The sequence below is a fragment of the Caulobacter sp. ErkDOM-C genome (assembly GCF_048541825.1).
Classification (GTDB): Bacteria; Pseudomonadota; Alphaproteobacteria; order Caulobacterales; family Caulobacteraceae; genus Caulobacter.
Window position 1 is genome coordinate 2,180,072 of record NZ_CP183332.1, and the last position, 19,298, is coordinate 2,199,369.

Annotated in this window: 25 protein-coding genes, 2 tRNA genes and 2 pseudogenes; 2 read left to right on the forward strand and 27 right to left on the reverse strand. The window is 64.9% G+C overall.

Annotated features, from left to right (window positions below; translation table 11 throughout):
* The 18 genes and pseudogenes from rplF to ACN2C8_RS10725 form a co-directional block, all read right to left on the reverse strand.
* On the reverse strand, positions 1-534 hold the full coding sequence (gene rplF, locus ACN2C8_RS10640) for a 50S ribosomal protein L6 (RefSeq protein WP_419251724.1): 534 nt from the start codon (positions 532-534) through the stop codon (positions 1-3).
* An 18-nt stretch (positions 535-552) separates the two neighbouring features.
* The gene (rpsH, locus tag ACN2C8_RS10645; protein ID WP_062145548.1) at positions 553-951 is read right to left on the reverse strand and encodes a 30S ribosomal protein S8; all 399 of its coding nucleotides are present in this window, start codon (positions 949-951) and stop codon (positions 553-555) included.
* 10 nt (positions 952-961) lie between these two features.
* Positions 962-1,267: a 30S ribosomal protein S14 gene (gene rpsN / locus ACN2C8_RS10650; RefSeq protein WP_419251725.1), complete on the reverse strand. Its 306-nt coding sequence runs from the start codon at positions 1,265-1,267 to the stop codon at positions 962-964.
* A 21-nt stretch (positions 1,268-1,288) separates the two neighbouring features.
* Positions 1,289-1,846, reverse strand: coding sequence for a 50S ribosomal protein L5 (gene rplE / locus ACN2C8_RS10655; protein ID WP_419251726.1), 558 nt, complete (start codon positions 1,844-1,846; stop codon positions 1,289-1,291).
* Complete coding sequence (gene rplX, locus ACN2C8_RS10660; RefSeq protein ID WP_419251727.1) at positions 1,839-2,153, reverse strand: 50S ribosomal protein L24; 315 nt, start codon at positions 2,151-2,153, stop codon at positions 1,839-1,841. Before rplX ends, rplE begins: the two co-directional genes overlap by 8 nt.
* Entirely contained in the window at positions 2,153-2,521 is a 369-nt protein-coding gene (gene rplN, locus ACN2C8_RS10665; protein ID WP_035049365.1) for a 50S ribosomal protein L14, read from the reverse strand. The genes rplX and rplN overlap by 1 nt, the downstream gene beginning before the upstream one ends.
* 18 nt (positions 2,522-2,539) lie before the next feature.
* On the reverse strand, positions 2,540-2,779 hold the full coding sequence (gene rpsQ / locus ACN2C8_RS10670; RefSeq protein ID WP_062145542.1) for a 30S ribosomal protein S17: 240 nt from the start codon (positions 2,777-2,779) through the stop codon (positions 2,540-2,542).
* A 10-nt stretch (positions 2,780-2,789) separates the two neighbouring features.
* The gene (gene rpmC, locus ACN2C8_RS10675; protein ID WP_035049361.1) at positions 2,790-2,984 is read right to left on the reverse strand and encodes a 50S ribosomal protein L29; all 195 of its coding nucleotides are present in this window, start codon (positions 2,982-2,984) and stop codon (positions 2,790-2,792) included.
* Entirely contained in the window at positions 2,981-3,421 is a 441-nt protein-coding gene (gene rplP / locus ACN2C8_RS10680) for a 50S ribosomal protein L16 (RefSeq protein ID WP_419251728.1), read from the reverse strand. Before rplP ends, rpmC begins: the two co-directional genes overlap by 4 nt.
* 12 nt (positions 3,422-3,433) lie before the next feature.
* Complete coding sequence (gene rpsC / locus ACN2C8_RS10685) at positions 3,434-4,183, reverse strand: 30S ribosomal protein S3 (protein ID WP_419251729.1); 750 nt, start codon at positions 4,181-4,183, stop codon at positions 3,434-3,436.
* The gene (gene rplV / locus ACN2C8_RS10690; protein ID WP_035049356.1) at positions 4,183-4,563 is read right to left on the reverse strand and encodes a 50S ribosomal protein L22; all 381 of its coding nucleotides are present in this window, start codon (positions 4,561-4,563) and stop codon (positions 4,183-4,185) included. Before rplV ends, rpsC begins: the two co-directional genes overlap by 1 nt.
* 3 nt (positions 4,564-4,566) lie before the next feature.
* Positions 4,567-4,845: a 30S ribosomal protein S19 gene (rpsS, locus tag ACN2C8_RS10695; protein WP_419251730.1), complete on the reverse strand. Its 279-nt coding sequence runs from the start codon at positions 4,843-4,845 to the stop codon at positions 4,567-4,569.
* Positions 4,846-4,848: 3 nt separating this feature from the next.
* A complete protein-coding gene (gene rplB / locus ACN2C8_RS10700) occupies positions 4,849-5,688 on the reverse strand; it encodes a 50S ribosomal protein L2 (protein WP_419251731.1) in 840 nt (279 codons plus the stop codon).
* Between the two features lie 4 nt (positions 5,689-5,692).
* On the reverse strand, positions 5,693-5,989 hold the full coding sequence (locus tag ACN2C8_RS10705) for a 50S ribosomal protein L23 (protein ID WP_419251732.1): 297 nt from the start codon (positions 5,987-5,989) through the stop codon (positions 5,693-5,695).
* Complete coding sequence (gene rplD, locus ACN2C8_RS10710) at positions 5,989-6,627, reverse strand: 50S ribosomal protein L4 (protein ID WP_419251733.1); 639 nt, start codon at positions 6,625-6,627, stop codon at positions 5,989-5,991. Before rplD ends, ACN2C8_RS10705 begins: the two co-directional genes overlap by 1 nt.
* The gene (gene rplC / locus ACN2C8_RS10715; protein WP_419251734.1) at positions 6,627-7,397 is read right to left on the reverse strand and encodes a 50S ribosomal protein L3; all 771 of its coding nucleotides are present in this window, start codon (positions 7,395-7,397) and stop codon (positions 6,627-6,629) included. Before rplC ends, rplD begins: the two co-directional genes overlap by 1 nt.
* A 15-nt stretch (positions 7,398-7,412) precedes the next feature.
* Positions 7,413-7,721 (reverse strand): 30S ribosomal protein S10, encoded by a 309-nt coding sequence (gene rpsJ, locus ACN2C8_RS10720; protein WP_004616952.1) that lies wholly within the window; start codon positions 7,719-7,721, stop codon positions 7,413-7,415.
* Positions 7,722-7,734: 13 nt separating this feature from the next.
* Positions 7,735-7,936: pseudogene (locus ACN2C8_RS10725) on the reverse strand (hypothetical protein).
* A gap of 383 nt (positions 7,937-8,319) precedes the next feature.
* Between ACN2C8_RS10725 and ACN2C8_RS10730 the strand changes: the two are divergent.
* Positions 8,320-9,078, forward strand: coding sequence for a hypothetical protein (locus ACN2C8_RS10730; protein ID WP_419251735.1), 759 nt, complete (start codon positions 8,320-8,322; stop codon positions 9,076-9,078).
* Between the two features lie 89 nt (positions 9,079-9,167).
* Here ACN2C8_RS10730 and ACN2C8_RS10735 read toward each other — a convergent pair whose 3' ends face one another.
* The 9 genes from ACN2C8_RS10735 to ACN2C8_RS10775 form a co-directional block, all read right to left on the reverse strand.
* The gene (locus ACN2C8_RS10735; RefSeq protein ID WP_419251736.1) at positions 9,168-10,007 is read right to left on the reverse strand and encodes a GIN domain-containing protein; all 840 of its coding nucleotides are present in this window, start codon (positions 10,005-10,007) and stop codon (positions 9,168-9,170) included.
* Positions 10,008-10,112: 105 nt separating this feature from the next.
* Positions 10,113-11,027: a transcriptional regulator gene (locus ACN2C8_RS10740; RefSeq protein ID WP_419251737.1), complete on the reverse strand. Its 915-nt coding sequence runs from the start codon at positions 11,025-11,027 to the stop codon at positions 10,113-10,115.
* A gap of 9 nt (positions 11,028-11,036) precedes the next feature.
* A complete protein-coding gene (locus tag ACN2C8_RS10745) occupies positions 11,037-12,185 on the reverse strand; it encodes a GNAT family N-acetyltransferase (RefSeq protein WP_419251738.1) in 1,149 nt (382 codons plus the stop codon).
* A gap of 54 nt (positions 12,186-12,239) precedes the next feature.
* On the reverse strand, positions 12,240-14,516 hold the full coding sequence (locus ACN2C8_RS10750; protein ID WP_419251739.1) for an FdhF/YdeP family oxidoreductase: 2,277 nt from the start codon (positions 14,514-14,516) through the stop codon (positions 12,240-12,242).
* Entirely contained in the window at positions 14,516-15,337 is an 822-nt protein-coding gene (gene fdhD, locus ACN2C8_RS10755) for a formate dehydrogenase accessory sulfurtransferase FdhD (RefSeq protein ID WP_419251740.1), read from the reverse strand. The genes ACN2C8_RS10750 and fdhD overlap by 1 nt, the downstream gene beginning before the upstream one ends.
* A 718-nt stretch (positions 15,338-16,055) precedes the next feature.
* Positions 16,056-16,397 (reverse strand): endonuclease domain-containing protein, encoded by a 342-nt coding sequence (locus ACN2C8_RS10760; RefSeq protein WP_419251741.1) that lies wholly within the window; start codon positions 16,395-16,397, stop codon positions 16,056-16,058.
* 345 nt (positions 16,398-16,742) lie between these two features.
* Entirely contained in the window at positions 16,743-17,933 is a 1,191-nt protein-coding gene (tuf, locus tag ACN2C8_RS10765; protein ID WP_419251742.1) for an elongation factor Tu, read from the reverse strand.
* A 53-nt stretch (positions 17,934-17,986) separates the two neighbouring features.
* A tRNA-Gly gene (locus ACN2C8_RS10770) sits at positions 17,987-18,060 on the reverse strand.
* Positions 18,061-18,153: 93 nt separating this feature from the next.
* Positions 18,154-18,239 (reverse strand) — tRNA-Tyr (locus ACN2C8_RS10775).
* Between the two features lie 170 nt (positions 18,240-18,409).
* Here ACN2C8_RS10775 and rlmB point away from each other — a divergent pair.
* Positions 18,410-19,247, forward strand: a pseudogene (rlmB, locus tag ACN2C8_RS10780) (23S rRNA (guanosine(2251)-2'-O)-methyltransferase RlmB).
* The last annotated feature ends 51 nt before the right edge of the window (positions 19,248-19,298 follow it).

Sequence of the window (19,298 nt, forward strand, 5' to 3'; positions counted from 1 at the left end):
TTACTTCTTCTTGCCTTCCTTGCGGCGAACCTTTTCGCCGGCATAACGAACGCCCTTGCCCTTGTAGGGCTCGGGAGGACGAATGCGGCGAATCTTCGCGGCAATCTCGCCAACCGCCTGCTTGTCAGCACCGGCGATCTTGATTTCGGTTTGCTTCGGAACCGCGAAGGTGACGCCAGCCGGAGGCTCGACGTTCACATCGTGGCTGAAACCGAGCTGGATGGAGAGCGCATCGCCCTTCATCGCCGCGCGGTAACCGACGCCCACCAGTTCGAGGGTTTCCTCGAAGCCGGCGGTGACGCCTTGCACCATGTTGGCCACCAGCGTGCGGGACAGACCCCACATCGACATGGCGCGCTTGCTCTCTTCGCGAGCCACCAGAAGGAGGTCGGAACCTTCCTGGGTGACGGCGATCTCGTCAGCGATGGTCCAAGCGAGTTGCCCCTTGGGGCCCTTCACCGTGACCGTCTGCCCGTCGATCGTGACATTCACGCCCGAGGGGATCGCGACGGCTTTTTTACCGATACGTGACATGCTCTTTCCCTCCCGCGCCTAGTAGACGCGGCAGAGGACTTCGCCACCGACATTAGCGTCGCGTGCGGCGGAGTCCGACATGACGCCCTTCGGCGTCGAAAGGATCGAGATGCCCAGGCCGTTCTTGATCGGCTTCAGGTCCTTGATCGACGAATAGACGCGGCGGCCCGGCTTGGAGACGCGTGCGATTTCGGCGATTACGGGCTCACCGTCAAAATACTTGAGCTCGATCTCGAATTCGGGGAACGCACCGGGCTTCTCGACGAGCGAGTAGCCGCGGATGTAGCCTTCGTCGGCCAGCACGTCCAGGACACGAGCGCGCAGCTTGGAAGCCGGCGTCGCTACCTTGGCGCGCTTGCGCGTGGCGGCGTTCTTGATGCGAGCGATCAGGTCGCTCAGGGGATCGTTCATCGACATATGATCGTCCTCACCAGCTCGACTTGACGAGGCCGGGGATCTGGCCCGACGAGCCGAGCTCGCGGAGCGCGATACGGCTCATCTTCAGCTTGCGATAATAGGCGCGCGGACGGCCCGTGACTTCGCAACGGTTACGAATGCGAACAGCGGAGGAGTTACGCGGCAGCTTCGCGAGCTTCAGACGAGCTTCGAAGCGATCCTCGAGCGGCAGGCTGTCGTCATTGGCGATTGCCTTGAGCGCGGCGCGCTTGTCGGCGAATTGCTTGACGAGAGACTTGACCATCTCGTTACGATTGACGGCGCTTTTCTTGGCCATGGTGTGTTTCCCTGCCCGCTCTTAATTCGTGAACGGGAACTGGAATTCCTTCAGGAGCGCCTTGGCTTCCTGATCGGACTTCGCAGTGGTGCAGACGATGATGTCCATGCCCCAGATCTGTTCGATCTGGTCATAGTTGATTTCCGGGAACACCAGGTGCTCTTTCAGACCCATGGCATAGTTGCCACGGCCGTCGAAGCTCTTGCCGTTCAGGCCGCGGAAGTCCTTCACGCGCGGCAGCGCGATCGTGACCAGGCGGTCGAGGAACTCGTACATCCGATCCTTGCGGAGCGTCACCTTGGCGCCGACGATCATGCCTTCGCGCAGCTTGAAGCCGGCGATCGACTTGCGGGCCTTGGTGGCGACGGGCTTTTGACCAGCGATCAGGGTGAGGTCCTTGATGGCCGTTTGGGCCTTCTTGGAGTCCGCGACAGCTTCGCCGATACCCATGTTCAGGACGATCTTGTCCAGCTTGGGGATCTGCATTTCGTTGGTGTAACCGAACTGTTCCTTGAGCGAGGCGCGGATGCGCGCCCGGTACTCGGACTTCAGTCGCGGCTCGTAAGCTTGATCAACCATTGATCACCTCGCCGGTGGTCTTGGCGACGCGCACCTTCTTGTCGCCTTCAATCTTGAAGCCGACGCGGGTGGGCTTGCCGTTGGAGTCGACGATCGCCACGTTCGAAACGTGAAGCGCCGCTTCCTTGCTCTTGATGCCGCCTTGCGGATCGGCTTGCGTCGCCTTGGTGTGACGTTGAACGAGGTTCACGCCTTCCACGAAAACGCGGTTTTCCTTGGGGAGAACCTGGGACACAGCGCCTTGCTTGCCCTTGTCCTTGCCCGCCAGAACGACAACGCGGTCGCCCTTCTTGATCTTGGCAGCCATTACAGCACCTCGGGGGCGAGGGAGATGATCTTCATGTGGTTCTTGGCGCGCAGTTCACGAGGAACCGGGCCGAAGATCCGCGTGCCGACCGGCTCGCTCGCTTTGTTGACGATGACCGCAGCATTCTTGTCGAAGCGGATCAGCGAACCGTCCTTGCGCTTCATGCCTTGGTTGACACGAACGACGACGGCGCGAAGCACGTCACCCTTCTTCACGCGACCGCGAGGAATGGCTTCCTTCACGGACACGACGATCACGTCACCGACGCTGGCGTAGCGACGACCTGCGCCACCCAGCACCTTGATGCACATGACCCGGCGAGCGCCGGAGTTGTCGGCGACTTCCAGGTTAGTTTGCATCTGGATCATGGTTTAAACCTTCCAGACTTAAGCCGAGACCTTGGGAAGGACTTCCCAGGTCTTCAGCTTGGACTTCGGAGCGCACTCGACGATCTTGATGGATTCGCCGGTCTTGTACGCGTTGGACTCATCGTGAGCGTGGTACCGCTTGGAGCGACGCACGATCTTCTTGAGCAGCGGGTGAACGATGGTCCGTTCAACCTTAACAACTACGGTCTTGTCGCCCTTATCGGAGACGACAACCCCTTCGAGGATACGCTTGGGCATATCGTTCTCCTTAAGCCGCGGCCTTGGCGCGCAGCACGGTCTTGATGCGGGCGATATCCTTGCGGATCTCGCCAACGCGGTGGGTCTTTTCCACCTGACCGGTCGCGGCCTGGAAGCGCAGGTTGAACTGCTCCTTCTTGAGGCTGAGCAGCTGCTCGGCGAGTTGGTCGGGCGTCATACCCCGGATGTCAGCAATCTTGGTCATGCCGCTTCGGCCTCCAGAGCCGCACCTGCGTCGATGCGGGTGACGACACGGGTACGGATCGGCAGCTTGGCCGCGCCGAGGCGCAGAGCTTCGCGAGCGACATCGTCCGGCACGCCGTCGATTTCGAACATGATCCGGCCCGGCGCGACGCGCGCGGCCCAGTGATCCACGGCGCCCTTGCCTTTACCCATCCGGACTTCGGCCGGCTTGCCGGTGACCGGCACGTCGGGGAAGATGCGGATCCACACGCGACCTTGGCGCTTCATCTGGCGAGTGATCGCCCGACGAGCCGCTTCGATCTGGCGAGCGGTGATGCGTTCCGGCTCAACGGCCTTGAGGCCGTAGGAGCCGAAGTTCAGCAGGGTGCCGCCCTTGGAGACGCCATGAATGCGCCCCTTGAACTGCTTGCGGTACTTGGTTTTTTTCGGTGACAGCATAGCGCTCTATCCTTAGCCCCGATCGCGACGGCCGCGGTCGCCCCGGTCGGGACGATCGCCGCGCTCGCGCCCACCACCTTCGCCGGCAGGGCCGGACTCGGTGGCGAGACGCTTGTCGAGCGCCATCGGGTCATGCTCCAGCACTTCGCCTTTGAAGATCCAGGTCTTCACGCCGATGATGCCGTAGGTGGTCTTGGCTTCCGCGAAACCGTAGTCGATGTCAGCGCGCAGGGTGTGGAGCGGCACGCGACCTTCGCGATACCATTCCATCCGCGCGATTTCAGCGCCGCCGAGGCGGCCCGACACGTTGATGCGAATGCCCTTGGCGCCAAGACGGACGGCCGATTGAATCGACCGCTTCATGGCGCGACGGAAGGCAATCCGGCGCTCGAGCTGCTGGGCGATGGACTCGGCCACCAGCTGGGCGTCGGTTTCAGGCTTACGGATTTCGACGATGTTCAGGTGAACCTCGCCTTCCGTCATGATCGACAGGTCCTTGCGGAGCTTGTCGATGTCAGCGCCCTTCTTGCCGATGATGACGCCCGGACGGGCGGCATAGATCGTGACGCGGCACTTCTTGTGCGGACGCTCGATGATGATGCGCGAGACGCCAGCCAGATAGAGCCGCTTCTTGAGCATCTTACGGACAGCGATGTCCTGATGCAGAAGCTTGCCGTACTGGGCGCCGTCGGCGAACCAACGGCTGTCCCAGGTGCGGTTAATGCCGAGCCGAAGCCCGACCGGATTGACTTTCTGACCCATTAGGCGGCCTCACCCAGTTCGCGGACCACGATGGTGATCTCGGAGAACGGCTTTTCAACGCGCGTCGCACGGCCGCGGGCGCGGGGCGAGAAGCGCTTCATCACCAGGTTCTTGCCCACATAGGCCTCGGACACGACCAGCGAGTCGATGTCGAGGTTGTGGTTGTTCTCGGCATTGGAGATGGCCGAGTACAGCGCCTTGCGGACGTCCTGGGCGATGCGCTTGTGGCTGAATTCGAGCTCGTTCAGAGCGCGCTGGACGTTCAGGCCACGGATGGACTGAGCGACCAGGTTCAGCTTACGAGCGCTGGTGCGCAAGGTGCGAACCTTACACATCGCTTCGTTGGCCGGCAGGCGGCGAGGTTGTTTAGCTTGGCTCATGGCCTACTTCCTCTTCGCCTTCTTGTCGGCAGCATGGCCGGGGAAGTTACGGGTGGGAGCGAACTCGCCGAACTTCATACCAACCATGTCTTCCGACACGATAACGGGGACGTGCTTGAGACCGTTGTGGACGCCGAAGGTCAGGCCGACAAACTGCGGCATGATCGTCGAACGACGCGACCAGGTCTTGATGACATCCTTGCGGCCCGACGACAGTGATGCGTCGGCCTTCTTCAGGAGGTACCCGTCAACAAACGGGCCTTTCCAGACGGAGCGTGTCATGGCTTAGCGGCCCTTTTTCGCTTTGTGGCGCGAACGGATGATGAACTTATCCGTGGCCTTGTTGACGCGGGTCTTGGCGCCCTTGGTCGGCTTGCCGGCCGGGGTCACCGGGTTACGACCGCCCGAGGTCCGGCCTTCACCACCACCGTGGGGGTGGTCGACCGGGTTCATGGCGACGCCGCGAACGTGAGGGCGGAAACCCATGTGACGAACACGACCGGCCTTGCCGAGGTTTTGGTTCATGTGGTCGGGATTGGAGACTGCGCCAACCGTGGCCAGGCAGGTGTCGAGGACCATGCGCAGCTCGCCCGAGTTCAGGCGGATCTGGGCATAACCGGCGTCACGACCGACCAGTTGGGCGTAGGCCCCAGCCGAGCGAGCGATCTGACCACCCTTGGCGGGCTTCAGCTCGACATTGTGGATGATCGTGCCGATTGGCATGGTCCGCAGCGGCGAGGTGTTGCCCGGCTTCACGTCGACCTTGTCAGCGGTGACGACTTCGTCACCAACCTTGAGGCGCTGCGGGGCCAGGATGTAGGCCAGTTCGCCATCGGTCTGATACTTGATCAGGGCGATGAACGCGGTGCGGTTGGGGTCGTATTCAATACGAACAACCGAAGCCACGCCTTGCTTGCGACGCTTGAAGTCGACCAGGCGATACAGGCGCTTGGCGCCGCCGCCGCGGAAGCGGACCGCGATACGGCCATTGCCGCCGCGACCGCCCGACTTGGTCAGGCCTTCAACGAGCTTCTTCTCGGGACGACCCTTGTAGAGCTCGCTGCGGTCGATCAGGACCAGGCCGCGTTGGCCTGGGCTGGTCGGGTTAAAGTGCTTCAAGGCCATCTGATTAGAGCCCCGTCGTGATGTCGATCGACTGGCCTTCGGCCAGGGTCACGATGGCTTTTTTGACATCGGAACGACGTCCGATGATGCCGCGGAAGCGCTTGGTCTTGCCCTTGGTGACCATGGTGTTGACCTTGGTGACCTTGACCTTGAACAGTTCTTCGACTGCGGCGGCGATTTCGTCCTTGGACGCATCGGCGGACACTCGGAAGACAACCTTGTTCTGCTCGGAAAGCAGGGTGGCCTTTTCGGTGATCACCGGCGACAGGATCGTGTCGTAGTGGCGGGCGGTTGCGGCCATTACGCGGCTTCCTTCTCAGCGAAACGCGCCGAGATCGCATCCACCGCGTCCTTGGTCAGGACCAGGGTGTGGCGACGCAGCACGTCATAGACGTTCAGGCCGGCGTTCGGCAGCACGTCGATGTTCGGAATGTTGCGGGCGGCGAGCTTGAAGTTGCCGTCCACTTCCGGACCCGCGATGACCAGAGCGTTCTTCAGACCCATCTTGTCGAAGGTGGCGCGCAGGGCGGCCGTCTTCGGATCGGTCAGAGCGACGTTGTCCAGCACGATGAGCGAGCCGGCCTTGGCCTTCGACGAGAGAGCGTGACGCAGAGCCATCGCACGGATCTTCTTGGGAAGATCGAACGCGTGGCTGCGGACGACAGGGCCGTGAGCCTTGGCGCCGCCGACGAACTGAGCCGCACGGCGCGAACCGTGACGAGCGCCGCCGGTGCCCTTTTGCTTGTACATCTTCTTGCCCGTGCGAGAGACCTCGTTACGGACCTGAATCTTGTGGTTGCCGGAGCGGCGCTTGGCCAGCTGCCAGGTGACGACGCGCTGCAGGATGTCGCCGCGGATGTCGGCGATGCCAAAGATGGCGTCGTCGAGATCAACGGAGCCGGCCTTGCCGCCGTCCAGATTGATGACGTCGAGTTTCATTAGCCTTCGCCCTCTTCGGTCGATGCCGCGGGGGCTTCCTCAGCGGGGGTTTCAGCAGCGGCGGTCGCCGGAGCCTGGCCAGCCTTGCGGAAGGCGCCCGGACGCGGCAGGTCGGCCGGAGGGGCCTTCTTGATCGCGTCACGAACCTTCACGTAGCTGCCTTCGTGGCCGGGGACAGCGCCCTTGACCAGGATCAGGCCGCGCTCGACATCGACTTTCCAGACGGTGACGTTCAGCGTGGTGACCGTTTCCTGACCCAGGTGACCGGCCATCTTCTTGCCCTTGAACGTACGACCCGGATCCTGGCGTTGACCAGTCGAGCCGTGCGAACGGTGAGAGACCGAGACGCCGTGGGTTGCGCGCAGACCACCGAAGTTCCAGCGCTTCATGGCGCCGGCAAAACCCTTACCGACTGTGACGCCCTGGATGTCGACCTTCTGGCCGGCAACGTAGTGGTCGGCGGTGATTTCCGCGCCCACTTCGATCAGAGCGGCTTCTTCGACGCGGAACTCGGCGACAACCCGCTTGGGTTCAACCGAGGCCTTGGCGAAGTGGCCACGCATGCCGTTGGGGGTGTTCTTCGGCTTCTTGGCGCCAGCGCCAAGTTGGAGGGCGGTATAACCGTCCTTCTCCTGGGTGCGTTGAGCGGTGACCTGGCAGCCATCCAGAGACAGGACGGTGACCGGGATGTGCTGTCCGGTTTCATCGAAGAAGCGGGTCATGCCGAGCTTCTTGGCGATCACGCCAGTACGATTTGCGGGGAGAGTCATAAGATTCGGCCCTCCTTACAGCTTGATTTCGACGTCAACGCCGGCCGACAGGTCGAGCTTCATCAGCGCGTCCACGGTCTGCGGAGTCGGGTCAACGATATCGAGAACGCGCTTGTGCGTACGGATCTCGAACTGTTCGCGCGACTTCTTGTCGACGTGCGGCGAACGGTTGACGGTGAATTTCTCGATAAGCGTGGGCAGGGGGATCGGGCCCCGTACCGTCGCACCAGTGCGCTTGGCCGTATTGACGATCTCGCGTGTGGAATGATCCAGCACGCGGTGATCGAAGGCCTTGAGCCGGATGCGGATGTTCTGACGATCCATATCGCTCGGTTTCCTAGTGGGCTGCGCCCGCGTCTCGAACCATTTCAAAGACCAACTCGAACCCTTGGGAGAGTTCGAACGCAGCGTCCGCAAAACAAATGGCCCTCACGGTTGCCCGTGGGGGTTATGTCCAGATATTGCGCCCCTTCTCGAAAGAAGGTTGGCGGCGCTATGTCCGGGCGTCTCGCGAACCGCGTTTGAGCCCTAAAGCTCACAGCCGGTCCAACAGAGGCGCGCTTGTACGTTCCGAATCCGGTTTCGTCAAGCGCTCCGCTTGCCTTGTCGCGCCAGAAACTGAGGCGACTCGGCGAGCCGCTTCTGGATAGGCGCCTGGCCCCATCTCCGCAACCCCTCATCTGTCATGGGATTGTCGAATAACACCGTCACATGGGTGGGAACGTGCGCGGACATGCGACTAGTCGGCCGTCCTGATCTTTCAAGTGTCGCAATTGAGCATCAACTGACCCTGAAGCACGGCTATTGCCCCTTGTGGCGCCAGCCGACGCGCCATAGATGCCGCCCCTCCCCGGCGGACTGGTGGCCCCTCCCCCCAATGACCGCCAGCGCCGGGGTTTTTCCAGTAAGGGGATTACCCACTATGAAGACCCAACTTTTTGCCGCCGCCGCTGTCGCGGTCCTCGCCTTCTCGGCTCCCGCCTTCGCCCAGCAAGTCGGTTCGGTCGGCGCCGCCGTGAACTACAGCGACATCGACACCCGCGTTCTCAGCGGTGACGGCTCGTCGGTGAAGATCGACGGCTCGGTCGCCGTTCCGGTCGGCGCGGCCTGGACCGTCACCGCCAATGGCGACGTGTCGATCTCGGACAACGACATCAGTGACGAAACCGTCGCCTCCGGCGCCGTGCACCTGACCACCAAGATTGGCGACACCTGGCGCGTCGGCGGCTTTACCGCCCTGTCGCGTCCCAGCAACGACACCCTGTGGGCCGTCGGCGCTGAAGCCCACAAGTACCTGGGCAATGTCACCCTTTCGGGCCTGGCGGCCTATGGCCAGTCCAACGACCTGGACGCCGACCTGTACGCCGTGCGCGGTGAGGCCCGCTACTTCGTGACCGACGACTTCCGGCTCGACGGCGGCCTGGGCTATTCCAAGCTCGACACCCTGGTGGAAGCCGAAGCGTGGGACGCCAGCCTGGGCGGCGAATACAAGTTCGCCAACACCGGCTGGTCGACCTTCGGCAAGTACACCCACACCGAAAGCGAAGACCTGGCCGACCTGAAGTCGGACTCGGTCAAGATCGGCGTGCGTTACACCTTCGGCGGCAGCCTGAAGGCTCGTGACGCAGCCGGCGCCGACCTGATCGACGCTGGCACGCTGTTCGGCTTCGGCGTCCGCTAAACGCGGCGAGGCTAAAAAAGCGGAAGGCCCCGGGACATCCGTCCCGGGGCCTTCACTCTATATATGTGTGTGTGATCGTCGAACGCGGCTCAGTGGCCGATATAGACGTCGCCCGAACCGGCCACCGACTTGCTGACATTGCCGATCGCCTTGGCGATCCGCACGTCGCCGGAACCGGCCACCGAGATCTCGACATCACCGACTTCGCCGTCATGGGTCACGTCGCCCGAGCCCATGATGCTGACCTCGATCGACTTGGCGCGACCGCCGGCGATCACCACATCGCCCGAGCCGGCGATGCTGACCTCGACCTTGCCGCCGACACTGGCCGCCCCGGCGTCGCCCGAGCCGGCGATCGAGACAGTGAAGTCGCCTGCAACCTCCTGGGTCCTCACGCTGCCGGAGCCGGCAATGCTGATCTCGGCCGAACCCGCAGTGCCGACATTGGTGTCGCCTGAACCAGCCTGGCTGACTTCCAGCTCGCCTTTCACATTGGCGACGGTCCAGTCACCGCAGCCGGCGTTGGCCAGGGCCAGGCTGTCGCTGCGGCCAACGCTGCCGAACACCGCGCCGGCCCCGGACACATCGACCCGCATCGGCGTGCGAATGACGATCTGCGGGATGTCCTCCCACTTCACTTCACCGACGCCGCGCACCTTGATCGTGGTCAGGCCCATCTTGCTGTTGCAGCCATGGATCTTGTTCATGCGCAGATCGCCGTCGACGATCGTGTCCGCGCCATTCCGCCGGATGGTCAGAGGCAGGCTCTTGTTGGTGGTCAGGAACTCGACCTTGATGTCGTTGCGGGCTTCGGGGATCACCACGACGCGGGCGACCGCATCCTTGATCCGGACCGAAGGCGCGGCGGAGGCGACGCCCGAGAAGCCCAGGGCGGCCGCGCCGGCGGCCAGAACGAGAAGTGCGCGCATCGAGATATTTCCCCTGTCGGATGGCGTTGATAAGGGAAAGCTAGCGGCGCCCGACAGGCGAGACGACTTAATTCGCGGTCATGACCGCGATGTCACAAATCGGCCTCAAGGTCGGGCTTCAGGCGTCGCGTCCATTCCCAGCTCGAAACTGCGCTCGAAGCCCTTGATCCGGTCCTCGACCAGACGCGCGCGCTTCAAGCCCAGAGACGCCGCCCAAAGGCCGGCCCGCGCCAGGGCCGGGGTCTTGCCCATCGCCGCCACGGGCATGCCCCAGCGCCGGAACACGCCGTTGGCATAGTGCGCGCCGTTGATCAGGCGGGACTCCCAGGTCTGGTAGTCGACCGACAACGAGACATTGAACGTCCCGAGGTTCTCGATCCGGTGCGGCGCATGCAGCGGCCAGGCGGCGGCCATGCCGGGCTCCAGGTCGAAGACCTGAGCCGCGGCGTCCATCTCGCGGCGGTAGGGCAAGTCCTCGGTCTGCTGCTTGAGCAGGATGTTTTCCATGCCCTCCTGGGGCATGTGGGTCTCGTCGGGCGGATAGATCCAGATCCGCTTGCGGCCGCGCAGGTGGAACAGCACCACCCCGGGCGCATCGGCGTGGAACGGCACCTTCGCCCCCGGCGCCGACAGGATCAGCTGGCCATTCAGCTGGATCGGCTTGAAGCCCTGCGCCTGACCCGAAATGCCGGCGAAGGCCTCCTCGATCAGCGGGCCAAGTTGCGGATACCAGGCCTCGGCCCGGCGCAGCTGCACCCAGATGCGGCCTTCCTTGACGCCCTCCAGCACCTCCTGGCCGGAGCGCCGCCCCCGCGCACCGGTGCGCATGGTGTGCTGGCCGTCGGCGTCGAAGTCGAACAGGTTGATGTCGTAGAGCTCGGCCGGATAGGCGTCGAGCACGCGCGCCAGGGCCTCGTCCTCGAACAGGCGCGACTCCACCAGCTTGTGCTGGAAGGTGATTGGCGTCTTGCCGAAGGCGTTCTTTTGCTCGGGCGACCAAGCGGTGATCAGATCGGACATCGAGAACTCCTAGTCGGCCAGAAGCGAAAGACTAAGGCCAATGCCGACCCCCAGGCCGACGCCCGCGCCGATGCGGGGGTGGCGGCGGGTCATGGCCGTAACAAAGGACGAGGCGCCCCGCACCTGCCCCACCAGCCCGGGCTCGCAGGCGATGATGCCGTCAAAGCGGCGCGACAGGCGGGTCAGATCCGGAAGGCCTAGGCGTCCGATCGCCTGGGGACGGGTATGGATCATGCCTTCGAACACCGGCTCGGCCGGCTCGGCGAAGTCGCGCTTGTAGGCCTCGCCGCCAGGCCCGAAATCAACCCGGGCGATCCCCTGCTCTGCAGCCGCACGCAGGGTCTCCAGGGTCATCAGGCTGCCCGGCGAGTAGCGCGCATAGGCCGTATCGTAGATCGGAAACCACAGGTGATGGCGATCGCCACTGGTCAGGCCCAGCTCGGCCGCGACGATCGCGTCGCCGGCCCGCAGAACCGCCAGCTTCAGGCCAAAGTCGGCTTCCGCAGCCCCGGCCAGCCGGTGCAGCAGGGCGCTGGTCCATCCACAGGCGAAGATGTCGTACTGGTGGGTCCGACGGAGCTGCTGGCGCTTGCCGGCGATGATCTGGTCCAGCATCGCGGCGGCGGGCGCATCGAAACTGAAACGCACGGGCCCGTGGTCACGCTCGAGCGCCCGCAGCCGGCGGCGCTTGTCCTTGAGGAATCCCGCGCTGCGCCCGGCCTCATAGGCCGGGAAACCGGCGGAGACGTCGGCGGCCATGGCGTGGCGCACCGAAAGCCCGCGCCCCTCGTTGGTTCCCGGAGCGATCAATCCGCCAAAGCGCGCGCGCTCGGCGCCGAGCTTTCTGAGGATATCGGTCAGGTCCAGGCGGGTGTCGGCGCTCGCGACCAGGCCATGACTGTCGCTCATCGGCGCGGCCAGGGGCTGGATCAGAACGCCACGCCGCTGGAACGGCAGGAAGCCCTCGATCTCGTCGCCCCGCCGGATCACCGCAATGGCCGCGCCGGGCGCGATCTGGCCGGCGACGTCGAGGTAGCGAAGGTCGAAATAGGGGCTGCCCAGCAGGGGGTTGGCCCGACGCAGGGCGTTCCACCGGGCGCGTTCGGGCGCGCCCAGCTCTGACACCCTGACCGCCTCCACGGAAACCCCGTCGTGCAAAGCCCGCTCTCCCAAAGTTGCGAGAGGTTACAGCGACCTTTCCTAATAACCGCTTTAGTTGAGCGACTCCTCCCTGGCGGCGCTGAGCCGCACGGGGACCGACTTGTAGGCCGGCGTGCCGCTGCGCGTGTCGCGATCGTCCAGGTCGATCAGGATATTGGTCTCGGGATAGTAGGCGGCCAGGCATCCTCGCGGGATGTCGCGCGCCACCAGGGTGAAGCCGCGCACCACCCGCTGGCCGCCGGCGTCGAAGGCGGCGGCCAGGTCGATGCGATCACCGGAAGACAGCCCGCGAGCGGCGATATCGTCGGGATTGGCGAACACCACGTCGCGGCGTCCGAACACCCCGCGATAGCGGTCGTCCAGGCCATAGATGGTGGTGTTGTACTGGTCGTGGCTGCGCAGGGTGGTCAGGATCATCACCTCGGGATCGCCCTGGCGCGGATCGCCGGCCTTGGGGGCGTGCGCCATGAAATTGGCCTTACCCGAGGCGGTCTTCCAGACCCGATCCGACGGCGGCACCGGCAGGCGGAAACCGCCGGGAATGCGGATGCGCTCATTATAGTTGTCAAAGGCGCCCGGAAACACACGGGCGATAAGGTCGCGGATGCGGTCATAGTCAGCGACCAGCCCCGACCAGTCGACGGTGTCATCCTGGCCCAGCACGGCCTTGGCGATGCCGGCCACGATGGCGGGCTCGGATTTCAGCTGGTCCGAGGCCGGCGGGTTCAGGCCCTTGGAGGCGTGGACCATCGACATCGAGTCCTCGACCGTCACCGCCTGGCGGCCGCTGGCCTGGATGTCGATCTCGGTGCGGCCCAGGCAGGGCAGCAGCAGGCTCTCCCGGCCGACCAGCAGATGGGTGCGGTTGGGCTTGGTGGCGATGTGGACCGCAAAGTCCAGCCGGCGCATGGCGGCGAAGGTGCGGATCGGATCGGGCGCGGCCACCGCAAAATTGCCGCCCAGCCCCAGGAACACCGTCGCCTCGCCCCGCTCCATCGCCTCGATGGCCTCGACCACGGTGTGGCCATGCTCGCGCGGCGGCTCGAAGTCGAACACGTCGCGCAGGGAATCGAGCAGGGCGGCCCCCGGCTTCTCGGCCACGCCGACAGTGCGCGCGCCCTGAACATTGGAATGGCCTCGCAGCGGACAGATCCCCGCTCCCGGCCGGCCGATATTGCCCTTCAACAGCAGCAGATTGACCAGCTGCTGCACCGTGCCCGACGAGTCCCGATGCTGGGTCAGGCCCATGCCGTAGCAGAGGATAGTCGCCTTCGAGCGCGCATAGACGGCGGCGGCCTCCTCGATCTGGGCGCGCGACAGGCCCGAGCCCGTCTCGATCTCTTCCCAGCTCAGGGCGTCCAGCGCCTCGACCAGCGCCTCGAAGCCGGCGGTATGCTCGGAGATGAAGTCGCGATCCACGGCCTGCAGGGCCAGCACCGCCTTCATCATGCCATGCACCGCCAGGGCGTCGCCGCCGATGGTCAGCTGGTAATAGGCCGACGCGATGGGCGTCGACGACAGGGTCGCCATCTCCATCGCGTCCTGCGGTGAGGCAAACTTTTCCAGTGATCGTTCACGCAGCGGATTGAAGGCCAGGATCGCCGCGCCGCGCTTTGAGGCTTCGCGCAGGGTTCCCATCATCCGGGGATGGTTGGTGCCGGGATTGTGGCCAAAGCACAGGATCAGGTCGGCGTGATCGAAGTCCTCCAGCGTCACCGAGCCCTTGCCCATGCCGATCGAGTCCGGCAGGCCGACGCTGGTCGGCTCGTGGCACATGTTGGAGCAGTCGGGGAAATTGTTGGTCCCGAATCGGCGGCCCAGCAGCTGATACAGGAACGCCGCCTCGTTGGAGGCCCGGCCCGAGGCGTAGAACTCGGCCTGATCCGGATGGTCCAGCGCCCGCAGCGCCGCCCCGGTTCGCGCGAAGGCCTCGTCCCAGCTGATCGGCAAGTAGCGGTCGCTGGCGGCGTCATAGGCCATGGGCTCGGTCAGCCGGCCCAGGTCCTCGATGGCGTGATCGCTCCAGGTCAGCAGCTCGCTCACCGTGTGGCGTTCGAACACCTCGGGCGTGGCGCGCTTGCTGGTCGCCTCCCAGGCCACGGCCTTGGCGCCGTTCTCGCAGAACTCGAACGAACTGGTGTGCTTGGGATCGGGCCAGGCGCAGCCGGGGCAGTCGAAGCCCTCGGGCTGGTTGGCCGACAGCAGGGTGCGGCCGCCCTCGATCACCGTGGCCTGGTCACTGAGCGCGCCGGCCACGCCCTTCAGCGCGCCCCAGCCGCCGGCCGGGCCGTCATAGGCGCGAACGCCCGGGATTTTCGGATCAGCCATCAGGCGATCTCCAGCTCGACTTCGACCAGGCGGTCGGCGCGGGTGAACACCGTGTGGCCGTCAGACCTGGCCAGGGCCACCAGGGTCAGTCCCGCCTCCTCCGCCTTGCGGATGGCCAGATCGGTGGGCGCCGACACAGCCACCAGGATCGGGCAACCGATACGGACGGTCTTCTCGATCATCTCGAACGAACAGCGGCTGGTCACCAGAACAAAGCCGGCGTCGGCGTCCAGACCGCTGGCGGCCATCGCCCCCGCCAGCTTGTCCAGGGCGTTGTGACGGCCGACGTCCTCGCGCGACAGCAGGATGCGCCCGTCGGCGTCGGCGAAGGCGGCGGCGTGGGTCGCCCGGGTCAGCCGGCCCAGGGTCTGGGTCTCGGCCAGGGCGTCCAGCGCCCGCTGGATCGCCGAATGCGCCACAGCCCGGCCCTCGCCGACCTGCGGCAGGGGGCGCACGGCGTCGGCCAGGCGCTGAACGCCGCACAGCCCGCAGCTGGACCGCCCCTCAAGCGTGCGGGGCCTAGCCTTGCGGGGCGCAGCCTGCGGCGCAAGCCGCACATCGGCCATCAGGCCCAACTCCGCCTGCGTGATCTCGATGGCCAGAATGTCGCCCGCGCCGGCTATGGCCTCGGTCAGGGTGAAGCCCCGCGCCAGATCCTCGATATCGGCCGGCGTCGCCATCAGCACCGTATGGGGTCGGCCGTTGAACGACAGCCCCACCGCGACCTCGTCGGGCACAGCGCGTTCAATGGGCTGGATCTGGGCGCCGGCGCGCCACTGGGCGGCGGCGCGATGGGTGACGGAAGGCATCGGCATGGTCATGAACCTATCGCGCCGCGCGGCTCTCCGTCACGACAAATGCTGATCCTGGAATCTGCCGCTAGAGAGAGACGCACGGGTTCGCATCCTCGCCGGTTTGAGCGGCAAGTGTGGGGAGGCGACGGAGCGTCCGGGCCAGGCCCGGATGGGGTTGTAGTGGAGTACCGTTTCGGCCGTGGCCGGAGCGCTCCGCGCGGCTGTTATCCGATGAGCCCTCGGGGCGCGGGGTTTTAACCCGCTCCCGATCAGAGGCCCCAGGCGGGCGGAAGGGAAGCGACCCCTCCGGACCGCGCGGGCGATTTCAGCCCGCGCCTGCAGCGCTCGCCGCCGTCGCCGAAGGGGTGTCCCGCGACGCTGGAGCCTAGTCCGGAGCGCCCGCCTCCCCGATGAGGGGCTAGCCACGCTCCGCCGACCAGACCCGAGCGGGTCCTTCGACAACGGTCAGGCGAGCACGACCCGCACAACCGCCCCCGCCACCCGTCAGGTCGCCAGCTGGACGGCCTCCCCAGTGGCGGGACGAGAGGTAGTATGCGGTAGGTTTGCAGGGGGCTGCGTCGATTTTGGATCGTGACGCTGGGTGGGGCGGTCAGGGCGTTGAAATCGTTGGGGGCGGGGCGGGCTTATCCCCGTGCGGGAACGGGGATAGAGGCCGGCGCACGGAACCCCTCTCTCATAGAGAGAGGGAGGGGCCCGCCGCCGCAGGCGGTGGGAGGGTGAGAGGTTACACCCTGTCAGAACGGAGCACCGCCAGGATGTCGTCCGTCACGCCACCGGGATCGGCCAGCACCCGCGCGTTGGGGAACCGCAGCACAACATACCCATACAGCTCCAGCGTCTGGGTCCGGCGCTCGTGGTAGTCCTCGCGCCCTTCATGGACCGCGCCGTCCAGCTCCACGATCACCTTGGTGGCTTCGCAAACGAAGTCCGCGAAGTATCGATCAATCGCGACCTGCCGCAGAAACCTGAACCCGCCCAGCCGACGATTGCGGACGAGGGTCCAGAGCGTCTTCTCGGCGAGGGTCTGGTTGCGGCGAAGTCGACGGGCGTTGGCGATCCTTTCCATGGGCAGAGCATGGCCTCAGGCGCTCGGGTCGCTCAACGACGGGAATCGAGATTTTCCGGCTGGCGGCGAAACCTCTCACCCTCCCACCGCTACGCGGCGGGCCCCTCCCTCTCTCAAAAAGAGAGGGGTTCCGTGCGCGCGCCGCCTCCGCGCCGGAGGGAGCCTTCCTTGCATCTCACGGCGAGACGATCGCCGGTCTGTCCAGGTCACTCAAGGCCCGGTCTGCGACCGGCCGCGCTGCGGCGGCCCAGAGGGTCGCCGCCCTAACGCCCCCAAAGCAAAAGGCCCCGGCGTTTCCGCCGGGGCCTTCGCTTTTAGCTCAGCTTGTTGCTGAAGATCGGTCGACTATTCGACGATCTTGGCAACCACACCGGCGCCGACCGTACGGCCGCCTTCGCGAATGGCGAAGCGCAGACCCTGGTCCATGGCGATCGGGGTGATCAGCTCGACGTCCAGCTCGGCGTTGTCGCCCGGCATGATCATTTCCACGCCTTCGCGCAGCTTGATGATTCCGGTGACGTCCGTGGTGCGGAAGTAGAACTGCGGGCGATAGTTGGTGAAGAACGGGGTGTGACGGCCGCCTTCTTCCTTGTTGAGGATATAGGCCTCAGCAACGAACTTGGTGTGCGGCGTGATCGAACCCGGCTTGCACAGCACTTGGCCGCGCTCGACGTCTTCGCGCTTGGTGCCGCGCAGCAGAACGCCGACGTTGTCGCCAGCCTGGCCCTGATCGAGCAGCTTGCGGAACATTTCGACGCCCGTGCAGGTCGTCTTCTGAACCGGACGGATGCCGACGATTTCGACTTCTTCGCCGACCTTGACGATACCCTTTTCGATACGGCCCGTGACCACGGTGCCGCGGCCCGAGATCGAGAACACGTCTTCGACCGGCATCAGGAACGGCAGGTCCAGCGGACGCGCCGGCTGCGGGATGTAGTCGTCAACCGTCTGCATCAGCGCCAGGATCGACTGTTCGCCGATCACGGGGTTGCCACCGTCGATGGCGACCTTGGCCGAGCCCTTGGTGATCGGAATGTCGTCGCCCGGGAAGTCATACGACGAAAGCAGCTCGCGCACTTCCATCTCGACCAGCTCGAGCAGCTCTTCGTCGTCGACCAGGTCGACCTTGTTCATGTAGACGACCAGGGCCGGAACGCCGACCTGACGGGCCAGCAGGATGTGCTCGCGGGTCTGGGGCATCGGGCCGTCGGCGGCCGAAACCACCAGGATCGCGCCGTCCATCTGCGCGGCGCCGGTGATCATGTTCTTCACATAGTCGGCGTGGCCGGGGCAGTCGACGTGGGCGTAGTGACGGTTGGCCGTCTCATATTCCACGTGCGCGGTGTTGATCGTGATGCCGCGGGCCTTTTCTTCCGGCGCAGCGTCGATGTCGGCGTAGTTCATCGCCTTGCCGCCGCCGGTCTTGGCCAGCGTGATGGTGATCGCAGCCGTCAGCGTCGTCTTGCCATGGTCAACGTGACCGATGGTGCCGATGTTGCAGTGCGGCTTGTTACGTTCGAACTTTTCCTTGGCCATGGTCTCTACCTTGCGCGCCGGCGGCTATGAGTGTGGGTCGTTATATAGGGAGCTGGAGCGGGTAGCGGGAATCGAACCCGCATCCTCAGCTTGGAAGGCTGCTGCACTACCACTGTGCTATACCCGCCCATACACCCCATCGGGCTAGCGGGGTCGCGGTCGGCTCCCGGTCTCTGGCTTTGGCGTCCATCTCGATCGCCATGAGGACGTTCAACGCGCGTGGTGGGGGAAGCAGGACTCGAACCTGCGAAGGCGTACGCCAGGGGATTTACAGTCCCCCCCCTTTGCCACTCGGGACATTCCCCCAGCGCGCGTTGAGCAACCTCAGTGCGACCCTTCCCATTCCGGAACCAGCGGCGAACCGCTCGTCACGAAAAAGGAACAAAAGCTTCCTTGAGCTGGGTCGGACGGTGCTAAAGCAGCGCCGTCCTGGCTCGCGGAAACCCTCAGGGCCCCAAATCGGAGCGCGTCTTATAGTGTCCTCTCATTCCGAACGCAACGACCGCCGGAAGCCTTCTGCGCCAGGACGTGATTTTAGTCACAAGCCTCGGAATAAGCAGAGCTTTTCAAAGGGTGGCGAGGACGCAAAGGACTGGATCTGGGGGACTCACGCCGTCGAGGCGGCCCTGACGAACCCCGCCAGACCCGCTCCGAAGCGCCTTCTGGTCACCCCGGATCGGGCCAAGCGACTCGCGCCGGCTGTGGCCAAACTCCCCTGCGTCCAGATCATGGAAGGCAAGGATATCGCCCGCGAGCTGCCGCAAGGCGCCGTGCACCAGGGCATCGCCGTGAAGATCGACGAGCCCGAACCGCTGTCGATCGCTGAGCTGGGCTCGCCCGCCCAGGGGGTGATCGTCATGCTGGACCAGATCACCGACCCCCAGAACATCGGCGCCATCTTCCGCTCGGCCGCCGCCTTCGGCGTGCGGGGCGCGATTCTGCAGGACCGTCATGCGCCGGCGCTGACGGGCGTTCTGGCCAAGACGGCGGTCGGGGCCGTCGACAAGGTGCCCTATGTCCGCGTCGTCAATCTGTCACGCGCGCTCGAGGAACTGGCCGACATGGGCTGGCGGGCCATCGGCCTGGCCGGCGAGGCCGAAGAAACCCTCGATACCGTGCTCGATGGAACGCCGACCGTACTTGTTCTGGGTTCGGAGGGCGAAGGCGTACGCCGTTTGGTCGCAGAGCATTGTGATGCCATGGGAAAAATTGCCATGCCCGGTGGCTTTGAGAGCCTCAATGTGTCGGCTGCGGCGGCAATCGCGCTCTACGAGGCGTCGCGAGTTTCGCGCAGGGGATGAAATCGGTTCGTGAATCTTGCTTAACCGTTTTGATTTCGTCGCACGCTCATGCTTCTCTTACGGA

Coding starts and splice junctions, on each gene's coding strand:
- rplF (WP_419251724.1), bottom strand. CDS start 534: ATGTCACGTATCGGTAAAAAAGCCGTCGCGATCCCCTCGGGCGTGAAT.
- rpsH (WP_062145548.1), bottom strand. CDS start 951: ATGTCGATGAACGATCCCCTGAGCGACCTGATCGCTCGCATCAAGAAC.
- rpsN (WP_419251725.1), bottom strand. CDS start 1,267: ATGGCCAAGAAAAGCGCCGTCAATCGTAACGAGATGGTCAAGTCTCTC.
- rplE (WP_419251726.1), bottom strand. CDS start 1,846: ATGGTTGATCAAGCTTACGAGCCGCGACTGAAGTCCGAGTACCGGGCG.
- rplX (WP_419251727.1), bottom strand. CDS start 2,153: ATGGCTGCCAAGATCAAGAAGGGCGACCGCGTTGTCGTTCTGGCGGGC.
- rplN (WP_035049365.1), bottom strand. CDS start 2,521: ATGATCCAGATGCAAACTAACCTGGAAGTCGCCGACAACTCCGGCGCT.
- rpsQ (WP_062145542.1), bottom strand. CDS start 2,779: ATGCCCAAGCGTATCCTCGAAGGGGTTGTCGTCTCCGATAAGGGCGAC.
- rpmC (WP_035049361.1), bottom strand. CDS start 2,984: ATGACCAAGATTGCTGACATCCGGGGTATGACGCCCGACCAACTCGCC.
- rplP (WP_419251728.1), bottom strand. CDS start 3,421: ATGCTGTCACCGAAAAAAACCAAGTACCGCAAGCAGTTCAAGGGGCGC.
- rpsC (WP_419251729.1), bottom strand. CDS start 4,183: ATGGGTCAGAAAGTCAATCCGGTCGGGCTTCGGCTCGGCATTAACCGC.
- rplV (WP_035049356.1), bottom strand. CDS start 4,563: ATGAGCCAAGCTAAACAACCTCGCCGCCTGCCGGCCAACGAAGCGATG.
- rpsS (WP_419251730.1), bottom strand. CDS start 4,845: ATGACACGCTCCGTCTGGAAAGGCCCGTTTGTTGACGGGTACCTCCTG.
- rplB (WP_419251731.1), bottom strand. CDS start 5,688: ATGGCCTTGAAGCACTTTAACCCGACCAGCCCAGGCCAACGCGGCCTG.
- ACN2C8_RS10705 (WP_419251732.1), bottom strand. CDS start 5,989: ATGGCCGCAACCGCCCGCCACTACGACACGATCCTGTCGCCGGTGATC.
- rplD (WP_419251733.1), bottom strand. CDS start 6,627: ATGAAACTCGACGTCATCAATCTGGACGGCGGCAAGGCCGGCTCCGTT.
- rplC (WP_419251734.1), bottom strand. CDS start 7,397: ATGACTCTCCCCGCAAATCGTACTGGCGTGATCGCCAAGAAGCTCGGC.
- rpsJ (WP_004616952.1), bottom strand. CDS start 7,721: ATGGATCGTCAGAACATCCGCATCCGGCTCAAGGCCTTCGATCACCGC.
- ACN2C8_RS10730 (WP_419251735.1), top strand. CDS start 8,320: ATGAAGACCCAACTTTTTGCCGCCGCCGCTGTCGCGGTCCTCGCCTTC.
- ACN2C8_RS10735 (WP_419251736.1), bottom strand. CDS start 10,007: ATGCGCGCACTTCTCGTTCTGGCCGCCGGCGCGGCCGCCCTGGGCTTC.
- ACN2C8_RS10740 (WP_419251737.1), bottom strand. CDS start 11,027: ATGTCCGATCTGATCACCGCTTGGTCGCCCGAGCAAAAGAACGCCTTC.
- ACN2C8_RS10750 (WP_419251739.1), bottom strand. CDS start 14,516: ATGGCTGATCCGAAAATCCCGGGCGTTCGCGCCTATGACGGCCCGGCC.
- fdhD (WP_419251740.1), bottom strand. CDS start 15,337: ATGACCATGCCGATGCCTTCCGTCACCCATCGCGCCGCCGCCCAGTGG.
- ACN2C8_RS10760 (WP_419251741.1), bottom strand. CDS start 16,397: ATGGAAAGGATCGCCAACGCCCGTCGACTTCGCCGCAACCAGACCCTC.
- tuf (WP_419251742.1), bottom strand. CDS start 17,933: ATGGCCAAGGAAAAGTTCGAACGTAACAAGCCGCACTGCAACATCGGC.